Below are 19,213 nucleotides of genomic sequence, written 5' to 3' on the forward strand. Positions count from 1 at the left end.
AAACTGTCCAAATATGACCTGCATCAACCAGGAAAGCCCTCAGCCGCGCGATCGGAGGAATTCCAGGATTTCACCTGTATGCTGCCGCTGTATCAGCAGGGAGGCCCCGGTATAAATAAGCCCACCCAAGGTCGCGAGCAGCACTATTTGACCCCATTGCGAGCCGATCGCCAATCTGTCGATAACCGCGGTTATTACAGGTAGCATCAGGCAGGCAGTTAGCACGGGACGTCCCACATCACTGAGAAAGGACAAATCAAACCGCCCCAGAAGACGGCGGGGAAAAAGCAGATAGCCCACGACGAAGATGAAAAAATTGACTACCGCCAAGGCCCAGCTGACCATGACCACTGACCCGGTAAATCTGGACACGAAGACGATCGTCATGGGGACAATCGCCAGTAGGGCGAGGTTCCAGTAAAATGGCCATCGGAATTTTCCTTTGGCCAGAATCAGGCCGATGTTGATGCTCGCGGCCGAACGGAACAAAACCGCCACGGACAGCACCTGCACGACCGGAATGACCGGGGCCCATCCCGGACCAAGCAAGGCTGGCACGACCAGCGGAGCGACCACAGCCAAACCCAGCAGCAGGGGTGCATTTACTGAAACCAGCAGGCGCAATCCTTTGCGATAGCCCTTCAGCAGCTTTAGGTTGTCATCCTTGACCTTGGCAAAAATGGGAAAGGATACCTGCGTAAGGATGGGATTGATGCGCTGGAATGGCTGCATGGCGAGGTTGAAGGCCAGGTTGTAATAGCCCAGCGCCACCGGACCCAGGAACGCTCCGACCGCAAGCTGATCGACACGGGAATTAAGCGCGTTGAGCAGTGCTGCACCCACTCTATAGATGCCAAATCGCAAGAATTCATCGATTTCCGAAAACGCGCCCCAGGAGCCCGGCAGCCAATGTTGACGGGCCGCCACTACCCACAGAAGCAGATTCAGGGCGACCTGGCTTGCCAGGGTGGCAAACACCAGCGCCCAGACGCCATAGCCCATAACCGCCAGGTAAACCGCAACCAAAAGACCGACGATCTGACTGCCAGTGCGAAACAGCGCGAGTTGGCGCAGCATCAGTTCGCGCCGCATCAACGCTTCGAACTGGACCACCAAGGCGCCGATCAACAGAATGAGCCCTAAGGTACGGGCCATTGCCGTAATCCTTACCGTTTCGAACTGATAATCGAGCCATGGAGCCGCCAGGAAGAGCAGGCCATACATCGCCGCACCTACGGCAATATTGACCCAATAGAGAGTGGAGAGTTGGCGTCGGGTAGCCTCAGCCTTCACCACCAGCACATCGGAAAAGCCTATTTTGACGAAGACGTTGCAGATCTCAAGAATCACCATCAACAGTGCCACCGCGCCGAAATCCGCGGGCTTCAGATAGCGCGCCAGGATTGAGATCTGCACGACACTGACTAGTGCGGCAGCGATGGAGCCGAAGGTGGTCCATTTAGCGACGCTTGCGGCCTGGCGGGTCAGGTTTCCTGGCATCTGGTTCCCGCGAGCATTGGAGACTGGAAACGATCCGCGCGCGTGAGAAATGGGCCGCTACCGGCTGAACTCATGAAATTCCAAGGATCGTTCTGAATATCCAGGAACTCGTAGAGCGCCTTTACCTCAGAAATGAGCAACTGCCGGATCACGCCAGCTTCTTCCACCGACAGGTCAGTGTGATCGAACTCTGGCAGCGGCAACCTGTTGATCGTGTCCCGTAGCTTGAGCCTTACTATAGGCGGCAGCATGTCCTTGACTAGATCGGGAACAAGGCTTCCGAACCGCTTTCCCCAGGGACGATAAATCGCTTTACCCGCGCGGCTGTTCTGTTTCCTCGGATCAGGATTGATATGCGCCTCCGGGTCGACCCCCAGGAACGTGAATACATCGCGCATGGTTCCTTGAACATCCGCCACAAATTGTTCGAACAGGATTACGCTTATATTTCTGTCGCTAAAATAGCGCCGATAATTATTCAGGTTGGTCCAATAGTGACAGGCACCCAAAAAGGTCGGGTAGGTAAATACGGCCTCGCGATAAACCGTAGGCATTTTCATGCCGTAAAATTTTTTCTCCGCCCAATGACCGGTGCAGAGGGTTTGAGCCCACACCGACCGAAATCGTGAGAAGGGCTCGCGGACCAGATAGATGATTTTTGCTTCGGGGGAAAAATGGTGGATGTCTCCTGGCACGTTGGGAAATGAAAGGGTTTCACAATAAATGGGACTGGATTCGCCGCGGAAGGCATGATCACCCCCTTCGCTGAACATCGACAAATATTCTTTGAGATCGCGAGGGGCGGGACGATTGAAATAACAAAGCTCTTTTTTTTGCGACATGAAGATGTCGGGATGCTGGCTGAGCAAATCGTGGAAGAAGGTAGTGCCGCATTTGGATGCGCCGATCACAAATAAATTGGGCCGAGCGGCGGTCATGTACACCTCCTACTCTCCGATAATATTCCTTCCAGCGGCGCGGATGAGCGCAAGTATTGGAAAGTACCAGAGTCGCGTGATGCTTGCAGCTTAGCCTAGCCTTGGTCCAATGACAAAGCGGCTCCGGCTCAGGGCGACAGCTCTTTCGTCATTCCCTTCGGCACAGACGGGTTAGCATTTCCGTCTCAACGATGGACCCTATAGTCCGTTTGGAAAATCACGCATGAGCTTTCCGGCGCAGGGAACTCCAACATTTGATGCATGACGTGTTGCAACTGAACCGATGATCCAATCAACTCACCAGTGCCGCAACGTTCACCGGCCGCCCATTCCGGCGTAGCTCCACTATAATTTCAGGCTTTCCTTGCCCCGCAGACCCTATGGGGTCGCCCTGTCTCACCGCCGTTCCGACGTCGACGCTCAGCCTATCCAGATTGGCGATCAAGCTGGTCCAGCCATTACCATGGTCAATGATGATGATTTGCCCGTAACCGCGATACTCGCCCGCAAAGGCGACACGGCCCCGGGTTGGCGCCACGACTTGCGCCAAGGGCTGCGTAGCTATGGTGAGCCCCCGCGCGCGAACCCCGCTGGCTGACAGCTCGCCCATGCCCATCACCACTTCTCCCATAACCGGCATGCGATAGGCGGGCGCGCCGCTGCGCAGCGGGCGGAAGGGCGACTGAGGCAACGCCGCGGTTCCTGGCCTAGCCGGACGCACTAAGGGTCCCGGCAATTGGGCCAATTCCTCTCGCACATTCCCCGCGACGCGCAGTTGGTCCATCAGATCGACAATATCGCGCGCCTGTTCACCAAGGGACACGGCGCGATCCGCCTCCAAATTAGCAGTGCTGACAAGGGCGCGCGCCGCGAAGCGCTTACGCATCTCCATCTGACGCAGCTCAGTCCTTTGACTGGAAAGCGCTATTCGTCCCGCCGCCAGCGAGGCCTGGGCTTGATCCGCATCGGCCCGAAGCCGCCTGCCCCTTTCCAATTCGTCCCGGAGGTCTGCGGTCCGTGCGCGGATCACCGGCAATACGCTCGCAAGTACGCCACGAACATGGGCCAGGTCCCGTATGGATCCGGGCTGGACCAGCGCGGTAGCGGTCGGGCGCCTTGCCATCAGTTGAAGCGCAGTCATCAATCGGACGATCGGCTCCTGCCGTTCGGCGAGACGATTATTCTGGAAACGCTGTAACCGGGCGATAATGGCTATTCGCGCCTGCGCCGCCTGAATGTCGGCTTCGACAGCCTGGATGCTGGCCGCGAGCGCCGCAGCTTGCCGCCGCGCCCGCTCTGCTTCTTGACGCGCAACGCCCGCCTCGCGCTTCAGCCTCTCGCTGCGTGCCCGGGCATTTTCAGCCTGTTTCTTGGCCTCTATCAATGCCTGCTGCTCTTCCTTCAGCGTCTGGGCCTGGGCCGTGGCTGCAATGGCAAGGCCGACAGGGATAATGAAAAGGAACGCGCGTTTCATGTTGCGCTATCCTTCGCGATGATAAGGATGATTGGCAAGGATGCTCGTGGCCCGCCACAATTGTTCGGCCAGCATTGCGCGCGCCAGCATGTGCGGCCACGTGGCCCGGCCAAATGCGATAAGCAGGTCCGCCCCCTGGCGTTCCGCCTCACCGAAACCATCGGCCGCTCCAATCAGGAAACGACATTCCCGAATGCCCGCATCACGCCAGCCTTCCAGTCTTTTTGCAAAGGTCATGGACGAAAGCTGCTCACCCTTTTCATCCAGCATGATGGTAACGGTTGCAGGCGGGACCGGCGGAAGCTTGCCACCCTTGTCGGGCAGTTCGCTGATCTTCACTGGCCAGCTGATGCGCTTTACATAGCGTTCAACCAGATCCGCTTCGGGACAGCGGCCTATCTTGCCGCGCGCGATGATGTGCAGTTGCACCGGTCGCCCCCCTCTTAGCGATTATTCAGCGACCTGATGATAGAGCACTTCGCTCCTGATATGAATGGTCCGCGAGGCAAGACGGATTTCCACGAGAAACGTGCAAAGCGCAATGATCATAAGCATCATCGCCGCAATAAAGAGCAGCGCGACCGCCGTCGCCATATGCACCCCAAAAAGCTGAGCCGAGAAGAGCAGCATCACCAGCGTGCAGATTGCGATTGCACTTGCGACGCTAAGGAAAATCGAACCGTTCACAACGGACATCCGCCGATCCAGCTTGCGAATTTCATCGACCAGCCGGTCATGTTCTTCGCCAACGGTTTGCAGGACCAGCTTTTCCACCACCCGCGCTCTGTCGATCACTCGTGCCAGACGGCCAGCACAGACATTCAGAAATGCGCCGATGCCGGCCAGCAAGAAAACCGGCGCCACGGCGAGCTGAATGGTCTGGGCAATAAGAGTGACAGTCTCCATTGCGAAACTGCTATAGCCCATGATGGTGCGGGACAAGAGCCATGCCGCATTGCGCCTTACAACAGAGCGCCCTTGCCTTCCGAGCCATATTTCGTCATAGGGCGTCATCCGGGGTGAAGAGCGCGACTCTCCACCCCTGATTTATTGACGTAAGACGACAGCCGGAGGGGCGTTCGCATGGGGCGACGTCAGCAATCGGCCAACACGGAAAGCATGAAACCATGCCGCAATATGAGCATGTATTTCTTGCGCGTCAGGACCTGGCCCAGGCCCAGGTAGACGCGCTCGCGCAACAGGCGACCCAGATTGTCGAAAGCAACCAGGGCAAGGTCACCAAGACTGAAAATTGGGGCCTGCGCAGCTTGGCCTACAAAATCGCCAAGAACCGCAAGGCGCACTATGTGCTGCTCAACATTGATGCCCCCGCTGGCGTCGTGGCGGAGCTGGAGCGTCAGACCGCAATCAACGAAGACATCATCCGCTATATGACGGTGAAGGTCGACGAGGCGGAGGCTGGCCCCTCAGTGATGATGCGCAAGAGCGAGCGTGGCGAGCGCCGCCCGCGCGATCGTGACGGCGAGGGCCGTGGCCGTGATGGCGAAGGTCGTGGCCGCAGCCGCGACATCGACGGCGAATAAGGAGAAACCAAACCATGGCACGCCCATTTTTCCGCCGCCGCAAAAGCTGCCCCTTCGCCGCCAAGGATGCGCCAAAGATCGATTATAAGGACGTTCGCCTGCTTCAGGGCTTTGTGTCCGAGCGCGGCAAGATCGTACCCAGCCGCATCACTGCGGTTTCCGCCAAGAAGCAGCGTGAGCTGGCCCAGGCCATCAAGCGCGCGCGCCATATCGGCCTGCTTCCCTATATCGTGAAGTAAGGAGCACGAATCATGGAAATCATTCTGCTCGAACGAATCGAAAAGCTGGGCGGCATCGGCGACGTCGTATCCGTCAAGAACGGCTATGCCCGTAACTATCTGCTCCCCAACAAGAAGGCTCTGCGCGCCAATGAGGCGAACAGGAAGGTCTTCGAAGCCAATCGTGCGAATATCGAAGCCGAAAACGCCACCAAGCGCGCCGACGCCCAGACCGCATCGAAGGACGTCGAAGGCAAGCAGATCGTGCTGATCCGCCAGGCGTCCAATGCGGGCCATCTTTACGGCTCGGTTTCGGTCCGCGACATCGTCGAAGCCTTGCAGGCTGACGGCGTTTCGGTTGTGAACAAATCGATGATCGTTCTGGAACGTCCCATCAAGACCCTGGGCGTATTCGATGTTCGCGTCGCGCTCCATCCTGAAGTGGCCGTGACCATCCAAGTAAACGTCGCCCGCTCGCCCGAAGAAGCTGAGCTTCAGAAGGAAGGCGTGGACGTAATGGCCGACCTGTTCGAAAAGGACGAAGCCGGCTTTACCGAGGAATATGACCCCAACGCCGAACCCGGCGAAATCGCCGCCGAAGTATTTGAGGAACGCTCCGACGAAGCTTGAACCTTCTTCAATACCTTACAAGAAGCCGCCCTTTGAAAGAGGGGCGGCTTTTTTTGTGCCGCGACGGTGATCTGTAATTGCTCCCGCTTTGAACGGAGTGGACGGTTAAGGCCTTCTATTCGCCATTGCGGACATTCCATTGGGCGGTCAATGTAGTTCGATGTGGTATCTCGCACTCAAGGCCGCGCTTTCCGGCATCCTCATCGCAATCATCTCGGAAGTGGCGAAACGCTATCCCGGCGCAGGTGCGCTTATTGCTTCGCTACCTCTCGTTTCGGTTTTAGGAATGATCTGGCTTTGGCACGATCGTCCGGATGTCCAGAACATGGCCGCACATGCGCAAGCTACATTCTGGTTCGTCCTGCCTTCCCTTCCCATGTTTCTGCTCATTCCCCTGCTTCTACGGCATGGTTTCAGCTTCTGGATCGCGCTGGTCACCGGATGTGTCCTGACCGTGATTCTTTATTCTGGCATTACCTGGTTCGGCCCACGATTTGGCCTGAGACTATAGGACCGTATCGGTTTGAATAGCGTTAGGCAGACCCATCCTCAGTTGTTGAAACATCTATGATCGACCGCGCCCTTGCATTATGGCAACGGGATGCACCAACGCGAAGATCGTCCATTCCTCCCCTTGCTGCGAAGGGCATTGCGTGGGCGATGCCCTTCCTGCGGAAAAGCCCCTCTGTTTCGTCGTTTTCTAAAGGCAGTGGAACATTGCAAAAATTGTGGACAGCGGTGGGATGGACATCAGGCGGATGATTTCCCAGCCTATCTGGTCATCCTGCTGCTGGGCCACCTGATCGTACCTATAGTTGTGGAGGTGAACATGATGTTCAGCCCGCCCATCCATGTGCAAATGCTGTTCTGGCCGGCTTTAACCGCCATTCTGGCCCTGCTGATGATTCAGCCGGCCAAGGGCGCGGTTATTGCGTTTCAATGGTCCCGCCGCATGCACGGATTTGAAAAGGGCTAACTCGCCCCCCGGCGATCGAACGCTTCCAATTCATATGCGATGGATACTTCCACCAGCCGTTCCCAAAGCTCGGCCACCAGCGTTTCCGGCACGCCCAACCGCACCGCTTCTACTCGCGCGTTGGCAATTACCTCCGCCTTCCGGTCTTCATCCCGCACCATTGAGCGATCCGGCTTGATCCGCGCGGCCGCACGCATATAGCCAAATCGGCGAGCGAGCAGCACCAGCAATTCCCGATCAAGCGCGTCGACACCGGCGCGGACTTCAGTCATCGTCCGGCATTGATCGGCTGCAATGACATGGTCATCCTGCATGGCGACGCCTTAGCATCTTCGTGGCAGGTGTCGAGCGGGGATTAGGCTTGACTCTGCCGTTCCCCGCCGCCATAGGCACGCCTTCGCAATTGGCCCCGCACCCCGGTGAAGCGGTGGCCCTGTCGGACCAGCTCCGATCAGAGCGGAATACCGGGATTACAATCATCTTCCCCAAAAAGCGGGAACCGGTTTTTGGACCAGGAAGGTGATCGGACGTAGTAGCAATTGTAAGGAATACGAAATGACGAAGCGCACCAGCGCCAAGTATAAACTCGATCGCCGGATGGGCGAAAACATCTGGGGTCGCCCGAAATCGCCAGTCAACAAGCGTGAATATGGGCCTGGTCAGCACGGCCAGCGCCGCAAGGGCAAGATGTCCGACTTTGGCATTCAGCTGCGCGCCAAGCAGAAGCTGAAGGGCTATTATGGCGACGTGACCGAGAAGCAGTTCAAGAAGGCCTATATCGAGGCCGCCCGTATGAAGGGCGACACCGGCCAGAACTTGATCGGCCTTCTGGAGCGTCGTTTGGACGCCGTGGTCTATCGCGCCAAGTTCGCTCCTACCATTTGGTCCTCGCGCCAGTTGGTCAGCCACGGTCACATTTATGTGAATGGTGTGAAGTGCAACATCGCCAGCCGCCTGGTAAAGCCTGGCGACGAAATCAGCCTGGGCAAGAAGGCGCAGGAAATGACGCTGGTCATGGAGGCGCAGAGCCTCGCCGAACGCGATATTCCTGAATATGTAGCGCCGGACGGCAACACAAAGGTTACTTATGTCCGCGTTCCCACGCTGGACGAAGTGCCTTATCCGGTACGAATGGAACCCAATCTGGTCGTCGAATTCTATTCGCGCTGATCCAAATGGTGGAATTTACGGAAATGGCGGTCTCTCCGGAGGCCGCCTTTTTTGTTGGGACGATGCCCTGATCTGAGATGTCAGCAGCACCGAAAATGCCAGCCGGCATCGCAAAAAAAAGAGCGGCAATATAGCCGCTCTTTCAAAATCCGGTGGAAAAGCCCTCAATCTTCCGGCGCGATGGTCACCTTCAGGCCGTCCAGTTCCTCGCTGAAGTTGATCTGGCAAGAAAGCCGCGAAAATTCGTTGCGGTGATCAGAACTGTCGAGCAGATCATTCTCATCTTCGCTGATGGCGACAAGCTTATCGGTAAAGGCCGGATCCACATGAACGTGACAGGTGGCGCAGGAACAGCATCCGCCACACAGGGCGAGCAGTTCATCAAACCCATTGTCGCGAAGAATTTCCATGACCGACAGGCCGTCAGCGGCTTCGATCGTCTTTTCTTCTCCCTCGCGGGTCACAACCGTCAACTTCGGCATTTTCGCCCTCCTAAAATCTCACCACGCCGCTAATAGGGAGCAAGGCACATAAATCAAGCCCAAGCGACAATGGACAGCTAGCTGACCGACTGGATCGGAATATCTTCATGGGACTGAACGCTGAGCAGTTGAGAGCATCCATGGACGCATTGGCGGCGCTCGAACCTGGCTTCGGCACGGCGCTCGCTCGCGTCGGATATCCAGAGCCGCGAATCCGCCCTCGTGGCTATGAAACGCTGCTGCGTACGATCGTGGGACAGCAAGTCAGCGTCAGGGCGGCCGCTGCCGTTTGGGACAGACTCGAAGATTTGCTTGGATCGGGCTGTCCCGCCTCTCAACTGCTTGCCAGCGATTTCGATGCACTTCGCGCCTGCGGTCTGTCCCGGCAGAAGCAGGGATATGCTCGCAGCCTTGCCGAACTGGTCGTATCGGGAGCGCTGGATCTCCATAATCTGCCCGAAGATGATGAGGCGGCTATTGCCATGCTGATCGCCATAAAAGGCATTGGCCGATGGTCGGCCGAAATCTATTTGCTGTTCGCCGAGGGCCGCCCTGACATCTGGCCCGCAGGCGATCTTGCCGTTCAGATCGAGGTTGGACGCATATTGGGCCTGCCCGATCGGCCTAGCGAAAAAGCGACTCGGTCCTTGGCGGAAAGCTGGCGGCCGCACAGGGGTGCGGCGGCGATAATGGCCTGGCACCATTATAATAATGACGGCTCGGGCGCGCCGGTATAGCTATCGCCGGCGCAACCTCACAATCCTGCAACCGACCGCCGCATCGGGATAAATATTCGGTTTGCTGCTCTCGACCGCTACGGCGATCACCGGCGCAAAGGCCCAGCACAACTCAGCCACGCGGTCGCAAAAATGTTCCTGAAGCGCGAACTTCTGGCCGCTGGCCAGCCTGCTGATCTCCTGGCGAAGGAAGTCGTAATCCACAACCTGGGTAATTTCGTCTTCGACAGGCCCATCGTAAAGTGAGAGCATTTCCACGGTGAGCAGAACCGGCTGCGGCCGTTCCTGCTCGGATGCATGGATGCCCAGAAACATCTCCACGCGATAATTGTCGAGCCTGGTCACATAGGCATGGGCGATGTTGACGCCTTGGGGAAGAAAACGGAACAGCAAGCTCACGCGCTGGGTTCCTTCAAAAACATGACATCCCGCGGCTGATTCATGAAACGCTGTCCTCCATCGACCCAGATACATTGCCCATTAATGGCCGGGTTGCTTATCAGCATCCGCACCGCTTCGGCCACATGAAGCGGTGACGATGCCCGTTTTAGCAGGTTATCGCTGGCCACCGCGTCAAATTCGACCGTGCCCTGCCCTCCGCTGGGCAGAGTTATACCGGGCGCGACCGCATTCACACGGGCATGGCCAGCAAAATCCTGAGCCATCAATGTGGTCGCGCCGGCAAGGGCATAGCGGCTGAGCGAGTAGCTGAAGAAGTCGGGATTGGGATTGGCAAGCTTCTGGTCAAGAAGGTTGACGATGGCGCCCGTCGTATCGAGTGGCAATTGCCGCACAAATTGTTTCGCCAGAAGCGCAGGAGCGACAAGGTTTGCGCGAAGGTGCGTCTCCAGCCGTCCCTGCGTGACATCTCTCGCTCGGTCGAATTCGAACAATGAGGCATTATTGACAAGTGCGTGCAGCGGCGCGTTCAGGGCTGCTACCGCTGTGTCGATCAGCGTTTCCGCTTCCTCCGGATCGCCGAGGTCAGCCCGGCATAGCGCCACGCGGCAGCCCCATCTCAACAGCTCTGCCTGCAATGCCTTGGCCTCGCGCCCCGAACGCCGATAGTGAATGACGACACCATAGCCGCAAGCAGCCAGAGTCCTGACGATCACTGCACCGATGCGCTGCGCCGCTCCGGTGACCAGCACATTTCCGAGCGGGATATCCGCTCCCGCCATGGTTCAGCCCACGCCCATTAGCGCCAGTACTTCCTCACGGCTTTTTTCATCATCTCGGAAAACGCCCATCATGCGGCTGGTTTTCATTGTAACGCCAGGTGTGCGGACCCCCCGAGCAGTCATGCAGGCATGCGTCGCTTCGATAACGATGGCGACCCCTTGTGGCTGGAGGTGCTCCCAAATGCAGTCTGCGACTTGGGCAGTAAGTCGCTCCTGGACTTGCAGCCGGCGTGCGAAGGCATGGAGAACCCGGGCAAGCTTGGATATGCCGACGACATGATCGCGCGGCAAATAGGCGATATGGGCAACGCCGATAATAGGTGCCATGTGGTGCTCGCAATGCGACTGAAACGGAATGTCTTTCAGCAGCACAATCTCATCATAGCCGCCCACTTCCTCAAAAACGCGGGAGAGGTGATGCGCCGGATCCTCGGCATAGCCTTGGCAATATTCTTTCCAGGCCCGAGCGACGCGCTGGGGAGTGTCCAGTAACCCTTCACGAGCAGGATCGTCCCCAGACCAACGGATCAGCGTTCGTATCGCCTCTTGCACCTCTCCGGGAACCGGAAGTTTAGCAGGCGACTCAATGAGGTCGCCATCCTCGTCCTTGCCTGAATAAGCCAAGATCGTTCTGTCCCATCTTTATGTGCCGGGGATCATATGGGCGCGAAAACCTCAAAAGGCCAGTGCGCCGGGACAGAATTCATAGGCACGACGAAGATGGGGCCCCCAAAAAGCCCGCCGCAAATTCACATTGCGGCGGGCAGGACTTTCCTCCCCAGGAAAGTTCGTGGCGGCGAAGCGGGTGCTTATGCCGCGAACTGATTCATCGTGTTGTGGGCGCCGCCCGCCTTGAGGGCCGCTTCACCTGCGAAATATTCCTTATGATCATCGCCGATGTCTGAGCCCGACATGTTCTGATGCTTGACGCAAGCGATGCCCTGGCGGATTTCCTGGCGCTGGACATTAAGGACATAGCCCAACATCCCGGCCTCACCGAAATATTCACGCGCCAGATTGTCGGTCGACAGGGCCGCGGTGTGATAGGTCGGCAGGGTGATGAGGTGGTGGAAGATGCCCGCGCGCTTGGCCGCATCGCGCTGGAAGGTACGGATCTTCTCGTCAGCCTCGGCGGCAAGATCAGTAGCGTCATAGTCGACGCTCATCAGCTTGGCGCGGTCATAGGCCGACACATCCTTGCCCTCCGACTGCCAGCGGTCGAACACTTGCTGGCGGAAGTTGAGCGTCCAGTTGAAGCTGGGCGAGTTGTTGTAGACCAGCTTTGCATTCGGGACGACTTCCCGGATGCGGTCGACCATGCCCGCGATCTGTTCGATATGCGGCTTTTCGGTCTCGATCCAGAGCAGGTCGGCCCCGTTCTGAAGCGAGGTGATGCAATCGAGCACGCAGCGGTCCTCGCCGGTTCCCGTGCGGAACTGGTAGAGGTTGCTGGGCAAGCGCTTGGGGCGCATCAGCTTGCCGCCGCGATTGATGATGACGTCGCCGTTTGCCCCAATTCGTTCTAAGGCGGCGATGTCTTCGATCTCTTCGCAGTCGAGGAAGCTGTTATACTGGTCGCCGATGTCGCCCGGCTTGCGGCTGAAGGCGATCTGCTTGGTAAGGCCAGCGCCCAGCGAGTCCGTGCGGGACACGATGATGCCGTCCTCAACGCCAAGCTCAAGGAAGGCGTAGCGGCAGGCGCGGATCTTGGCGAGGAAGTCCTCATGCGGCACGGTGACCTTGCCGTCCTGATGGCCGCACTGCTTTTCGTCGGACACCTGGTTTTCGATCTGGAGGGCGCAGGCGCCTGCTTCGATCATCTTCTTGGCGAGCAGATAGGTGGCTTCCGCATTGCCGAAGCCCGCGTCGATGTCCGCGATGATCGGGACGACATGGGTTTCGTAATTGTCGATGGCGGCGAGGAGCTGCTTTTCCTTGATCTGGTCGCCAGCAGCGCGGGCTGCGTCAAGATCGCGGAACATCATGCCGAGTTCGCGGGCGTCAGCTTGCTTCAGGAAGGTGTAGAGTTCCTCGATCAGGGCGGGAACCGAGGTCTTCTCGTGCATCGACTGGTCGGGCAGGGGGCCGAACTCGCTCCGCAACGCGGCGACCATCCAGCCTGAGAGGTAAAGGTAACGCTGCTTGGTCGAGCCGAAATGCTTCTTGATCGCGATCATCTTCTGCTGGGCGATGAAGCCGTGCCAGCAGCCCAATGACTGGGTGTAGTTGGCGGGATCGGCGTCGTAAGCGGCCATGTCCTCGCGCATGATTTTCGCTGTGTAACGGGCAATGTCGAGGCCGGTGCGGAACCGGTTCTGAAGCTGCATGCGGGCAGCGGATTCGGCGTCAATGCCGTCCCAGGTGCCGTTGAACCCCTTTATAAGCTGACCGAGATGGGCGATTTGATCGGAATATGCCACGAAAATGCTCCTTCATGTGTAAGGACCCGCCGCGCAACCCAAGGGCGCGCGGCGGTTTTTCCTCCCCAGGAAAACGGTTTTTAAGATCAGGCCAAGCGGCCCAGACGGTGATAAAGGGCGCTGTATTTGCTGGATTCAGGCTTATCCTGAACTTCCTTCAGGTAGTGCGCCACGGCCTGCTTCATCAGCGCGAAGTCTTCGGTGGAGAAGACGGCGCGGGGGCGTTCCTGCTGCTCGGTCATGGTTTTTTCTCCTTTGCATCGGTTGCGTCTCGCTGCCGCCGGATCTGCGGTGGCGTTGATTTAGAAATGCGGGAGGAAGGGGATTCTGGCCACAGCTTTTGTAAAGAATTGTGGAGAATAGGTGCTGGGTTTGCGACACACGCTTGTCGGATTGTAAATAAATTGACAAGTGGAAAGGGGCTGCTATGGGTGGTGAGATGCCGCTCAGGTGATGTGTGCTCCTGCGAAGGCAAGAGCACAGGAGTCACAAACGTGCACCAAGATCACCTGGGCTCCTGCCTTAGCAGGAGCATAATTGCTCTTTTCCTCAGTGTCGCAAAAGGCCCAACAACAGCCGATACCCCCAGGTAACCCATGGCCGAACTGAAATTCTTTGCCGGACACACCGTGAAACGACTGCGGCGCAAAGCGTCGATGACGCAGGTTGCGCTGGCGAACGCGTTGGATATTTCGCCCAGCTACCTTAACCTTATCGAGCGCAATCAGCGGCCCTTGAGCGCGGCGTTGATGTTGCGGCTGGCGGAGCGGTTCGATTTCGATCCCAGGACGCTGACGGATGACGTGCCGGGCGGCGGCATTGACGGGCTTCGCCGCCGGCTGGGCGATCCCATGTTCGCCGACCTCCAAATCGACCGGACGGAGATAGAGGAATGGCTCGCCGCCGCGCCGGGTGGAGCGGAGGCCTTCGCGCGGCTGTTCGACCGAATGGCGGAGGGCAGTGCGCCTGCGGATGTCGCCGTAGAGGCAAGGCCAATCGCCCTGGTCCGGAAGGAAATCGAGCGATGGCGCAATCATTTCGCCGATCTCGATATGCAGGCGGAAACGCTGGCTGACGAATTACGGCTAGGGGCAGGCGACCTTTACGGCGCTATCGCCGAGCGCCTTCGAGTGAAGCATCAGCTTTCAATTCGCATCCTGCCCGCGGAGGTCATGCCCGACCGGCTCCGCCGGCTGGATCTGCACGCGCGGCAATTGCAGCTTTCCGAGATGCTCGATCAGGCATCGCGAACGTTTCAGTCGGCATTTTTGTTGGGGCAAATCGAGGCCAGGGAGGAGATCGAGGCGCTGGTCGGCGGCGGGGGCTTTGCCGAGCGAAGCGCTGAACGCTTTTTTCGCCGGCACGTCACCAGCTATTTTGCCGCGGCAGTGATGATGCCCTATGCCCGTTTTCTGCGCGCTTGTGAAGCGAGCGGATACGACCTGTTGCTGCTCCAGCGGAGGTTTGGCGCGGGGTTCGAGCAGGTCGCGCATCGACTGACGACGCTGCAACGCGTAGGGGCGAGAGGGCTTCCGTTCTTCATGTTACGCATAGACAGGGCAGGACAAGTGTCCAAACGCTATGCCGGGGCATCGAACGCCGTGCTCGTGGAAGCGGATGGACGCTGCCCTCTCTGGTCAATCCATAGCGCCTTTGAACGGCCGGGCGAGATCCGTAAACAGCTGGTTGAATTGGAAGGCGGTGAGCGCTGGTTCACCCTCTCCCGCACCGTTCAAGGCCATGGATTTGGTGCTGGACAGGGAGCGAAGTTCGCCATCGCATTGGGCGTCAATGCGACTCTTGCTTCGCAGCTTGCCTATGCGCGGGGCCATGATTTGATGGGAGGAGATACAATGCCCATCGGACTTGGCTGCGCCGCCTGCACCCGGACAGCCTGTCCGCAGCGGTCCGCGCCGCCGCGCGGGCGAACGCTGAGTTTCAATGAGCGGGAACGAGGACTGACGCCATTCGAATTTGCGGGAGACTGAACGGCAATCAAAGTTCGATAGGCCGGCAGGCCTCTTCCAGCCATTTGAGCGCCTCTCCCTCAAGTTGCGGTCCCACTATTTCCCGCACGCGGGCGTGATAGGCGTCCAGCCAGTCGCGTTCAGCGTCAAAGAGCATCGATCCTTCTATCAGATGGCGGTCAATGGGCGCGAAGGTGAGCGTTTCAAAGCCCATCATCTCCTGTTCCGCACCCGGCACTTCGCGTCCTTCGACGAGCACCAGATTTTCGATGCGGATGCCATATTCGCCCGCCTTGTAATAGCCGGGTTCGTTGGAAAGGATCATGCCTGGTTGCAGGGGCTCGTCGCCGCCGCCAAAGGTGGCAATCCGCTGCGGCCCTTCATGAACGGACAGGAAGCTGCCGACCCCATGGCCAGTGCCATGGGCATAATCGAATCCTGCCGCCCAAAGATACTGGCGGGCAAGGACATCGAGCTGCGATCCGCGCGTGCCCTTCGGGAATTGTGCGCGGGCAAGAGCGATATGACCCTTTAACACCAGAGTGAAGCGCTGCCGCATTTCCTGGGACGGCGACCCGATTGCGATGGTGCGGGTGACGTCCGTGGTGCCGTCCCGATATTGCGCGCCTGAGTCCACCAGATACAGGGTGCCGGGTTCAATCGGGCGATTGGTTTTGTCCTCCACACGGTAATGGACCACAGCGCCATTAGGCCCCGATCCGCTGATGGTGTCGAAGGACAGGTCAATGAGGCAGCCGGTATCCTCGCGAAAGGCGCGCAGCCGGTCAGCGGCGGACATCTCGGTCTGTCCACCCTTTGGTCCTTCAACCGAAAGCCAATGGAGAAAGCGGGAAAGCGCCGCACCGTCGCGGGCCTGCGCCGCCTTGTGTCCGGCAATTTCCACAGCATTCTTCACCGCCTTGGGAAGGACCGCAGGATCGCGCAGTTCCAGTACGCTTGCCCCACCCTTTTCCAGCCGCTCAAAGATGGCTGCAACGGCCCGTTCAGGATCCGATGCAATGCGCTTTCCCGCAAACTGCTCCAGATCGCCTGCGAAACTCTTGCGATCATGGACACGGACTGCGTTCCCGAGATGCTGGATAACGTCATCGGCCAGCTTTTCCGGAGCGACATAAAGGTCCGCGGTGGCGTCGGCATGAATGATCGCATAGGCAAGCGCGACCGGCGTGCGATCCACGTCCTGCCCCCGGATGTTAAAGACCCAGGCGACGGAGTCGAGCGCGGAAAGGACAGTCGCATCGGCCTTTTTAGAGGTCAGCCAATCGGCAATCTCCTGCCGCTTATCGGCCGCATTGCGACCGGCATAATGCTCTGGATGGACGACAAGCTTGGCTTTGCTGGGTTCGGGACGGCCAGGCCAGACCGCGTCAACGGGGTTGCTGTCCACGGCGACCAGTTCAGCGCCCTTTTCCGCCAAAGCGCCGGTTGCCTGCTTCACCCATGCCCTTGTGTGCAGCCAGGGATCATAGCCGATGCGCGCGCCGTCTGGCGCATGTTCGCGCAGCCAGGCAGCGACGCTGCTCTGGGGTACACCGACATACTGCCAGTGCCGGCCGTCCACCTGTTCGCGCACTTGCAGGGTGTAGCGGCCATCAACGAAGATCGCCGCTTCCTCCGGCAGCACCACGGCCGAACCCGCCGAACCCTGGAATCCTGTCAGCCAGGCCAATCTCTGAGCATAGGCGCCGACATATTCACTCATATGCTCGTCAGTCAGCGGCACGACGAAGCCATCCAGGCGATCGCGGTTCAACTGTTCACGAAGCGCTTTCAGCCGATCTTCATAGGTGGACATGCGGCATTCCTTGATCTTATTCCATAAGTTCCAACATAGGAGGGCAAGGCGTTGCTTGCCAACGCTTCTCTTGCTTCCTTTTCCGTTCAGAAAGATCGAATGACCGAATTGCCCCAACCGCCCTGCGCCGAGCGACGGCCCTTTAGCTATGAACGCCATGGCCATGTCATCGATGACCCGTGGAACTGGCTGAAGGATCCGGCCTTTCCCAAGGTGGAGGATAAGGATGTGCTCGCTTATCTGGAAGCGGAGAATGGTTATTTCGACGCCGCCATGAAGCCGCACAGGCCGTTGGTGGACAAGTTGTTCCAGGAGATGAAGGGCCGGATCAAGGAAGACGACAGCAGCGTGCCGCAAAAGGATGGCGACTGGCTTTATTGGCGCGAGTTCGAGGTCGGCGCACAATATCGCAAGTGGTTCCGCAGGCCCGCTACCGGGGGCGAGGCGCAGTTGATCCTGGACGAACCCGAACTGGCGGCGGGCAAGGAATATTTTCGCCTCGGCGCGATCTCCGTCAGTCCCAGCGGCCGTTATCTGGCCTTTGCCATCGACGACAATGGATCAGAGCGGTTCGAAGCGCGGGTGCGGGACCTGAAGACGGGAGAAATGCTGCCCGACGTCATTCCGGGGACCTTGTCCTCGCTGGTCTGGACGTCCGACAATCGCGGCTTTCTCTATGGCCTCGCCAACGAGAACTGGCGCACGGACAATGCCCGGTTGCATTGGCTGGGCGATCCCATCGAAAAGGATGTGGAACTGTTCAACGAGGAGGATGAAGGCTTTCGCGTCGGCATCGGTCTCACAAGCTCAGAGAAATGGATTACCATTTCCACCGGCGACCATGTGACGAGCGAAATCTGGCTGCTGCCGGCCAATGACCCGCTGGCCAAGCCCAAGCTCGTTTCGGCGCGTAAGCCGGGCCGCGAATATGATGTGGATGAGCATGACGGAACGCTGTTCATCCACACCAATGACACCGGCCCCAATTTCCGCCTTGCCACCGCAAGCATCGACAATCCGGGCGAATGGAGCGAACTGATCGCCGCCTCTGCCCATTTCTACATGACCGACGTCACGAATTTCAAAGACTTCTATGTGGTGGAAGGCCGGGAGGACGGGCTCGACCAGATCGAGATACGGGATTACGCCACCAACACGCCCAAACGCATTGCCTTTCCCGAAGCCAGCTATGTCGCGGGTTTGGACGAGAACCCCGAATATGACGTGAAGAAGATCCGCATCGGCTATGAGTCGATGGTGACGCCCGACACGATCTACGACTATCATCTGGATAGCGGTACGCTGGAGGTCTTGAAGGTTCAGGAAATCCCGTCAGGCTATGACGCTTCGAAATATGCGACCGAGCGGCTGCATATCACCGCGCGGGACGGCACGGAAATCCCGGTCTCGGTCGTCTATGCCAAGGATTTCAAGAAGGATGGCAGGGGGCCACTGCATCTCTACAGCTATGGCGCCTATGGCTATGCGGTGCCGCCGGGATTTTCAACCAACCGGCTGTCGCTGCTCGACCGGGGTTTTGCCTATGCCATCGCGCATATCCGGGGCGGCGATGACCTGGGCCAGCAATGGTATCTGGACGGCAAGCTGGAAAAGCGGACCAACACGTTCCATGACTTCGTCGATGTCGCGAAGGGCCTGATCGACCTGAAGTTCACCAGCGCCGGCAAGATCGGCATTGCAGGCGGATCAGCGGGCGGCGAGCTGATGGGCGCGGTAGTCAACTCCGACCCGGAGCTGTGGGGGGCGGTTGTAGCGCATGTTCCCTTTGTCGACGTGCTGAACACAATGCTGGACGATACGCTGCCGCTGACGCCCGGTGAGTGGCCGGAATGGGGCAATCCCATCACCGACAAAAAGGCTTTCGAGCTGATCCGGGGCTATTCGCCCTATGACCAGGTGAAGGCCCAGGATTATCCGCCGATGCTGATCACCGGGGGCCTCAACGACCCACGAGTCACCTATTGGGAACCCGCTAAATGGGCGGCAAAGCTGCGCGCGGTGAAGACCGACGGCAATATCTTGCTGCTGAAGACCAACATGGGCGCGGGTCATGGCGGCAAATCGGGCCGGTTCGACTCCTTGGAGGAAGACGCGGAGGAAATGGCCTTCATTCTCTGGCAGTTGGGCATTGCGGAATAG

22 protein-coding genes are annotated in these 19,213 nt (G+C 58.5%); 9 read left to right on the plus strand and 13 right to left on the minus strand.

The features are described from left to right. Positions 1–39 precede the first annotated feature (39 nt). The 5 genes from HNQ99_RS06875 to HNQ99_RS06895 all read right to left on the minus strand — a co-directional run bounded on the left by HNQ99_RS06875 (position 40) and on the right by HNQ99_RS06895 (position 4,818). A complete protein-coding gene (locus HNQ99_RS06875) occupies positions 40–1,500 on the minus strand; it encodes an MOP flippase family protein (RefSeq protein ID WP_184474895.1) in 1,461 nt (486 codons plus the stop codon). Beyond that, positions 1,485–2,438: a sulfotransferase family protein gene (locus HNQ99_RS06880; protein WP_184474896.1), complete on the minus strand. Its 954-nt coding sequence runs from the start codon at positions 2,436–2,438 to the stop codon at positions 1,485–1,487. Before HNQ99_RS06880 ends, HNQ99_RS06875 begins: the two co-directional genes overlap by 16 nt. Before the next feature lie 292 nt (positions 2,439–2,730). Next, on the minus strand, positions 2,731–3,912 hold the full coding sequence (locus tag HNQ99_RS06885) for a murein hydrolase activator EnvC family protein (RefSeq protein ID WP_184474897.1): 1,182 nt from the start codon (positions 3,910–3,912) through the stop codon (positions 2,731–2,733). A 6-nt stretch (positions 3,913–3,918) separates the two neighbouring features. Continuing rightward, on the minus strand, positions 3,919–4,341 hold the full coding sequence (locus HNQ99_RS06890; protein ID WP_184474898.1) for a 23S rRNA (pseudouridine(1915)-N(3))-methyltransferase RlmH: 423 nt from the start codon (positions 4,339–4,341) through the stop codon (positions 3,919–3,921). 21 nt (positions 4,342–4,362) lie between these two features. Beyond that, positions 4,363–4,818, minus strand: coding sequence for a DUF2721 domain-containing protein (locus HNQ99_RS06895; RefSeq protein ID WP_407692306.1), 456 nt, complete (start codon positions 4,816–4,818; stop codon positions 4,363–4,365). 221 nt (positions 4,819–5,039) lie between these two features. Here HNQ99_RS06895 and rpsF point away from each other — a divergent pair, with 221 nt between their 5' ends. From rpsF to HNQ99_RS06920, 5 genes are all read left to right on the plus strand, one after another. Next, entirely contained in the window at positions 5,040–5,456 is a 417-nt protein-coding gene (rpsF, locus tag HNQ99_RS06900) for a 30S ribosomal protein S6 (RefSeq protein ID WP_184474899.1), read from the plus strand. Between the two features lie 14 nt (positions 5,457–5,470). Beyond that, positions 5,471–5,695: a 30S ribosomal protein S18 gene (gene rpsR, locus HNQ99_RS06905; protein ID WP_157217603.1), complete on the plus strand. Its 225-nt coding sequence runs from the start codon at positions 5,471–5,473 to the stop codon at positions 5,693–5,695. A 12-nt stretch (positions 5,696–5,707) separates the two neighbouring features. Then, positions 5,708–6,304, plus strand: coding sequence for a 50S ribosomal protein L9 (rplI, locus tag HNQ99_RS06910; protein ID WP_184474900.1), 597 nt, complete (start codon positions 5,708–5,710; stop codon positions 6,302–6,304). A gap of 160 nt (positions 6,305–6,464) precedes the next feature. After that, positions 6,465–6,815, plus strand: coding sequence for a DUF3147 family protein (locus HNQ99_RS06915; protein ID WP_184474901.1), 351 nt, complete (start codon positions 6,465–6,467; stop codon positions 6,813–6,815). A 90-nt stretch (positions 6,816–6,905) separates the two neighbouring features. Next, entirely contained in the window at positions 6,906–7,280 is a 375-nt protein-coding gene (locus HNQ99_RS06920; protein WP_184474902.1) for a DUF983 domain-containing protein, read from the plus strand. On the opposite strand, the gene HNQ99_RS06925 is transcribed toward HNQ99_RS06920, so the two are convergent. Next, positions 7,277–7,594, minus strand: coding sequence for a chorismate mutase (locus tag HNQ99_RS06925; protein WP_184474903.1), 318 nt, complete (start codon positions 7,592–7,594; stop codon positions 7,277–7,279). The two genes, HNQ99_RS06920 and HNQ99_RS06925, sit on opposite strands and share 4 nt — an antisense overlap. Positions 7,595–7,835: 241 nt before the next feature. Here HNQ99_RS06925 and rpsD point away from each other — a divergent pair, with 241 nt between their 5' ends. Next, positions 7,836–8,450, plus strand: a complete 615-nt coding sequence (gene rpsD, locus HNQ99_RS06930; protein WP_184474904.1) for a 30S ribosomal protein S4 — start codon at positions 7,836–7,838, stop codon at positions 8,448–8,450. A 164-nt stretch (positions 8,451–8,614) separates the two neighbouring features. Here the strand turns inward: rpsD and HNQ99_RS06935 are convergent, their stop codons facing one another. Further along, entirely contained in the window at positions 8,615–8,932 is a 318-nt protein-coding gene (locus tag HNQ99_RS06935) for a 2Fe-2S iron-sulfur cluster-binding protein (RefSeq protein ID WP_184474905.1), read from the minus strand. Positions 8,933–9,039: 107 nt separating this feature from the next. Here HNQ99_RS06935 and HNQ99_RS06940 point away from each other — a divergent pair, with 107 nt between their 5' ends. After that, positions 9,040–9,669 (plus strand): DNA-3-methyladenine glycosylase family protein, encoded by a 630-nt coding sequence (locus HNQ99_RS06940; protein ID WP_184474906.1) that lies wholly within the window; start codon positions 9,040–9,042, stop codon positions 9,667–9,669. Here HNQ99_RS06940 and HNQ99_RS06945 read toward each other — a convergent pair whose 3' ends face one another. The 5 genes from HNQ99_RS06945 to HNQ99_RS06965 all read right to left on the minus strand — a co-directional run bounded on the left by HNQ99_RS06945 (position 9,670) and on the right by HNQ99_RS06965 (position 13,512). Beyond that, complete coding sequence (locus HNQ99_RS06945) at positions 9,670–10,068, minus strand: dihydroneopterin aldolase (RefSeq protein WP_322790334.1); 399 nt, start codon at positions 10,066–10,068, stop codon at positions 9,670–9,672. Then, positions 10,065–10,850: an SDR family NAD(P)-dependent oxidoreductase gene (locus tag HNQ99_RS06950; RefSeq protein ID WP_184474908.1), complete on the minus strand. Its 786-nt coding sequence runs from the start codon at positions 10,848–10,850 to the stop codon at positions 10,065–10,067. The genes HNQ99_RS06945 and HNQ99_RS06950 overlap by 4 nt, the downstream gene beginning before the upstream one ends. Positions 10,851–10,853: 3 nt before the next feature. Next, a complete protein-coding gene (gene folE / locus HNQ99_RS06955) occupies positions 10,854–11,474 on the minus strand; it encodes a GTP cyclohydrolase I FolE (protein ID WP_221232605.1) in 621 nt (206 codons plus the stop codon). Between the two features lie 185 nt (positions 11,475–11,659). Continuing rightward, positions 11,660–13,270 (minus strand): isocitrate lyase, encoded by a 1,611-nt coding sequence (locus HNQ99_RS06960; protein ID WP_184474909.1) that lies wholly within the window; start codon positions 13,268–13,270, stop codon positions 11,660–11,662. An 86-nt stretch (positions 13,271–13,356) separates the two neighbouring features. Then, positions 13,357–13,512, minus strand: a complete 156-nt coding sequence (locus HNQ99_RS06965) for a hypothetical protein (protein WP_184474910.1) — start codon at positions 13,510–13,512, stop codon at positions 13,357–13,359. 354 nt (positions 13,513–13,866) lie between these two features. Between HNQ99_RS06965 and HNQ99_RS06970 the strand changes: the two genes are divergently transcribed. Then, entirely contained in the window at positions 13,867–15,258 is a 1,392-nt protein-coding gene (locus tag HNQ99_RS06970) for a helix-turn-helix domain-containing protein (RefSeq protein ID WP_184474911.1), read from the plus strand. A 7-nt stretch (positions 15,259–15,265) separates the two neighbouring features. On the opposite strand, the gene HNQ99_RS06975 is transcribed toward HNQ99_RS06970, so the two are convergent. Further along, positions 15,266–17,053, minus strand: a complete 1,788-nt coding sequence (locus HNQ99_RS06975; protein ID WP_184474912.1) for an aminopeptidase P family protein — start codon at positions 17,051–17,053, stop codon at positions 15,266–15,268. A gap of 99 nt (positions 17,054–17,152) precedes the next feature. Between HNQ99_RS06975 and HNQ99_RS06980 the strand changes: the two genes are divergently transcribed. Beyond that, the gene (locus HNQ99_RS06980; protein WP_184474913.1) at positions 17,153–19,213 is read left to right on the plus strand and encodes a S9 family peptidase; all 2,061 of its coding nucleotides are present in this window, start codon (positions 17,153–17,155) and stop codon (positions 19,211–19,213) included.

Source organism: Rhizorhapis suberifaciens (genome assembly GCF_014200045.1).
GTDB classification, from domain to species: domain Bacteria; phylum Pseudomonadota; class Alphaproteobacteria; order Sphingomonadales; family Sphingomonadaceae; genus Rhizorhapis; species Rhizorhapis suberifaciens.

Coding starts and splice junctions, on each gene's coding strand:
- HNQ99_RS06875 (WP_184474895.1), bottom strand. CDS start 1,500: ATGCCAGGAAACCTGACCCGCCAGGCCGCAAGCGTCGCTAAATGGACC.
- HNQ99_RS06880 (WP_184474896.1), bottom strand. CDS start 2,438: ATGACCGCCGCTCGGCCCAATTTATTTGTGATCGGCGCATCCAAATGC.
- HNQ99_RS06885 (WP_184474897.1), bottom strand. CDS start 3,912: ATGAAACGCGCGTTCCTTTTCATTATCCCTGTCGGCCTTGCCATTGCA.
- HNQ99_RS06895 (WP_407692306.1), bottom strand. CDS start 4,818: ATGGAGACTGTCACTCTTATTGCCCAGACCATTCAGCTCGCCGTGGCG.
- rpsF (WP_184474899.1), top strand. CDS start 5,040: ATGCCGCAATATGAGCATGTATTTCTTGCGCGTCAGGACCTGGCCCAG.
- rpsR (WP_157217603.1), top strand. CDS start 5,471: ATGGCACGCCCATTTTTCCGCCGCCGCAAAAGCTGCCCCTTCGCCGCC.
- rplI (WP_184474900.1), top strand. CDS start 5,708: ATGGAAATCATTCTGCTCGAACGAATCGAAAAGCTGGGCGGCATCGGC.
- HNQ99_RS06915 (WP_184474901.1), top strand. CDS start 6,465: ATGTGGTATCTCGCACTCAAGGCCGCGCTTTCCGGCATCCTCATCGCA.
- HNQ99_RS06920 (WP_184474902.1), top strand. CDS start 6,906: ATGCACCAACGCGAAGATCGTCCATTCCTCCCCTTGCTGCGAAGGGCA.
- HNQ99_RS06925 (WP_184474903.1), bottom strand. CDS start 7,594: ATGCAGGATGACCATGTCATTGCAGCCGATCAATGCCGGACGATGACT.
- rpsD (WP_184474904.1), top strand. CDS start 7,836: ATGACGAAGCGCACCAGCGCCAAGTATAAACTCGATCGCCGGATGGGC.
- HNQ99_RS06935 (WP_184474905.1), bottom strand. CDS start 8,932: ATGCCGAAGTTGACGGTTGTGACCCGCGAGGGAGAAGAAAAGACGATC.
- HNQ99_RS06940 (WP_184474906.1), top strand. CDS start 9,040: ATGGGACTGAACGCTGAGCAGTTGAGAGCATCCATGGACGCATTGGCG.
- HNQ99_RS06950 (WP_184474908.1), bottom strand. CDS start 10,850: ATGGCGGGAGCGGATATCCCGCTCGGAAATGTGCTGGTCACCGGAGCG.
- HNQ99_RS06965 (WP_184474910.1), bottom strand. CDS start 13,512: ATGACCGAGCAGCAGGAACGCCCCCGCGCCGTCTTCTCCACCGAAGAC.
- HNQ99_RS06970 (WP_184474911.1), top strand. CDS start 13,867: ATGGCCGAACTGAAATTCTTTGCCGGACACACCGTGAAACGACTGCGG.
- HNQ99_RS06975 (WP_184474912.1), bottom strand. CDS start 17,053: ATGTCCACCTATGAAGATCGGCTGAAAGCGCTTCGTGAACAGTTGAAC.
- HNQ99_RS06980 (WP_184474913.1), top strand. CDS start 17,153: ATGACCGAATTGCCCCAACCGCCCTGCGCCGAGCGACGGCCCTTTAGC.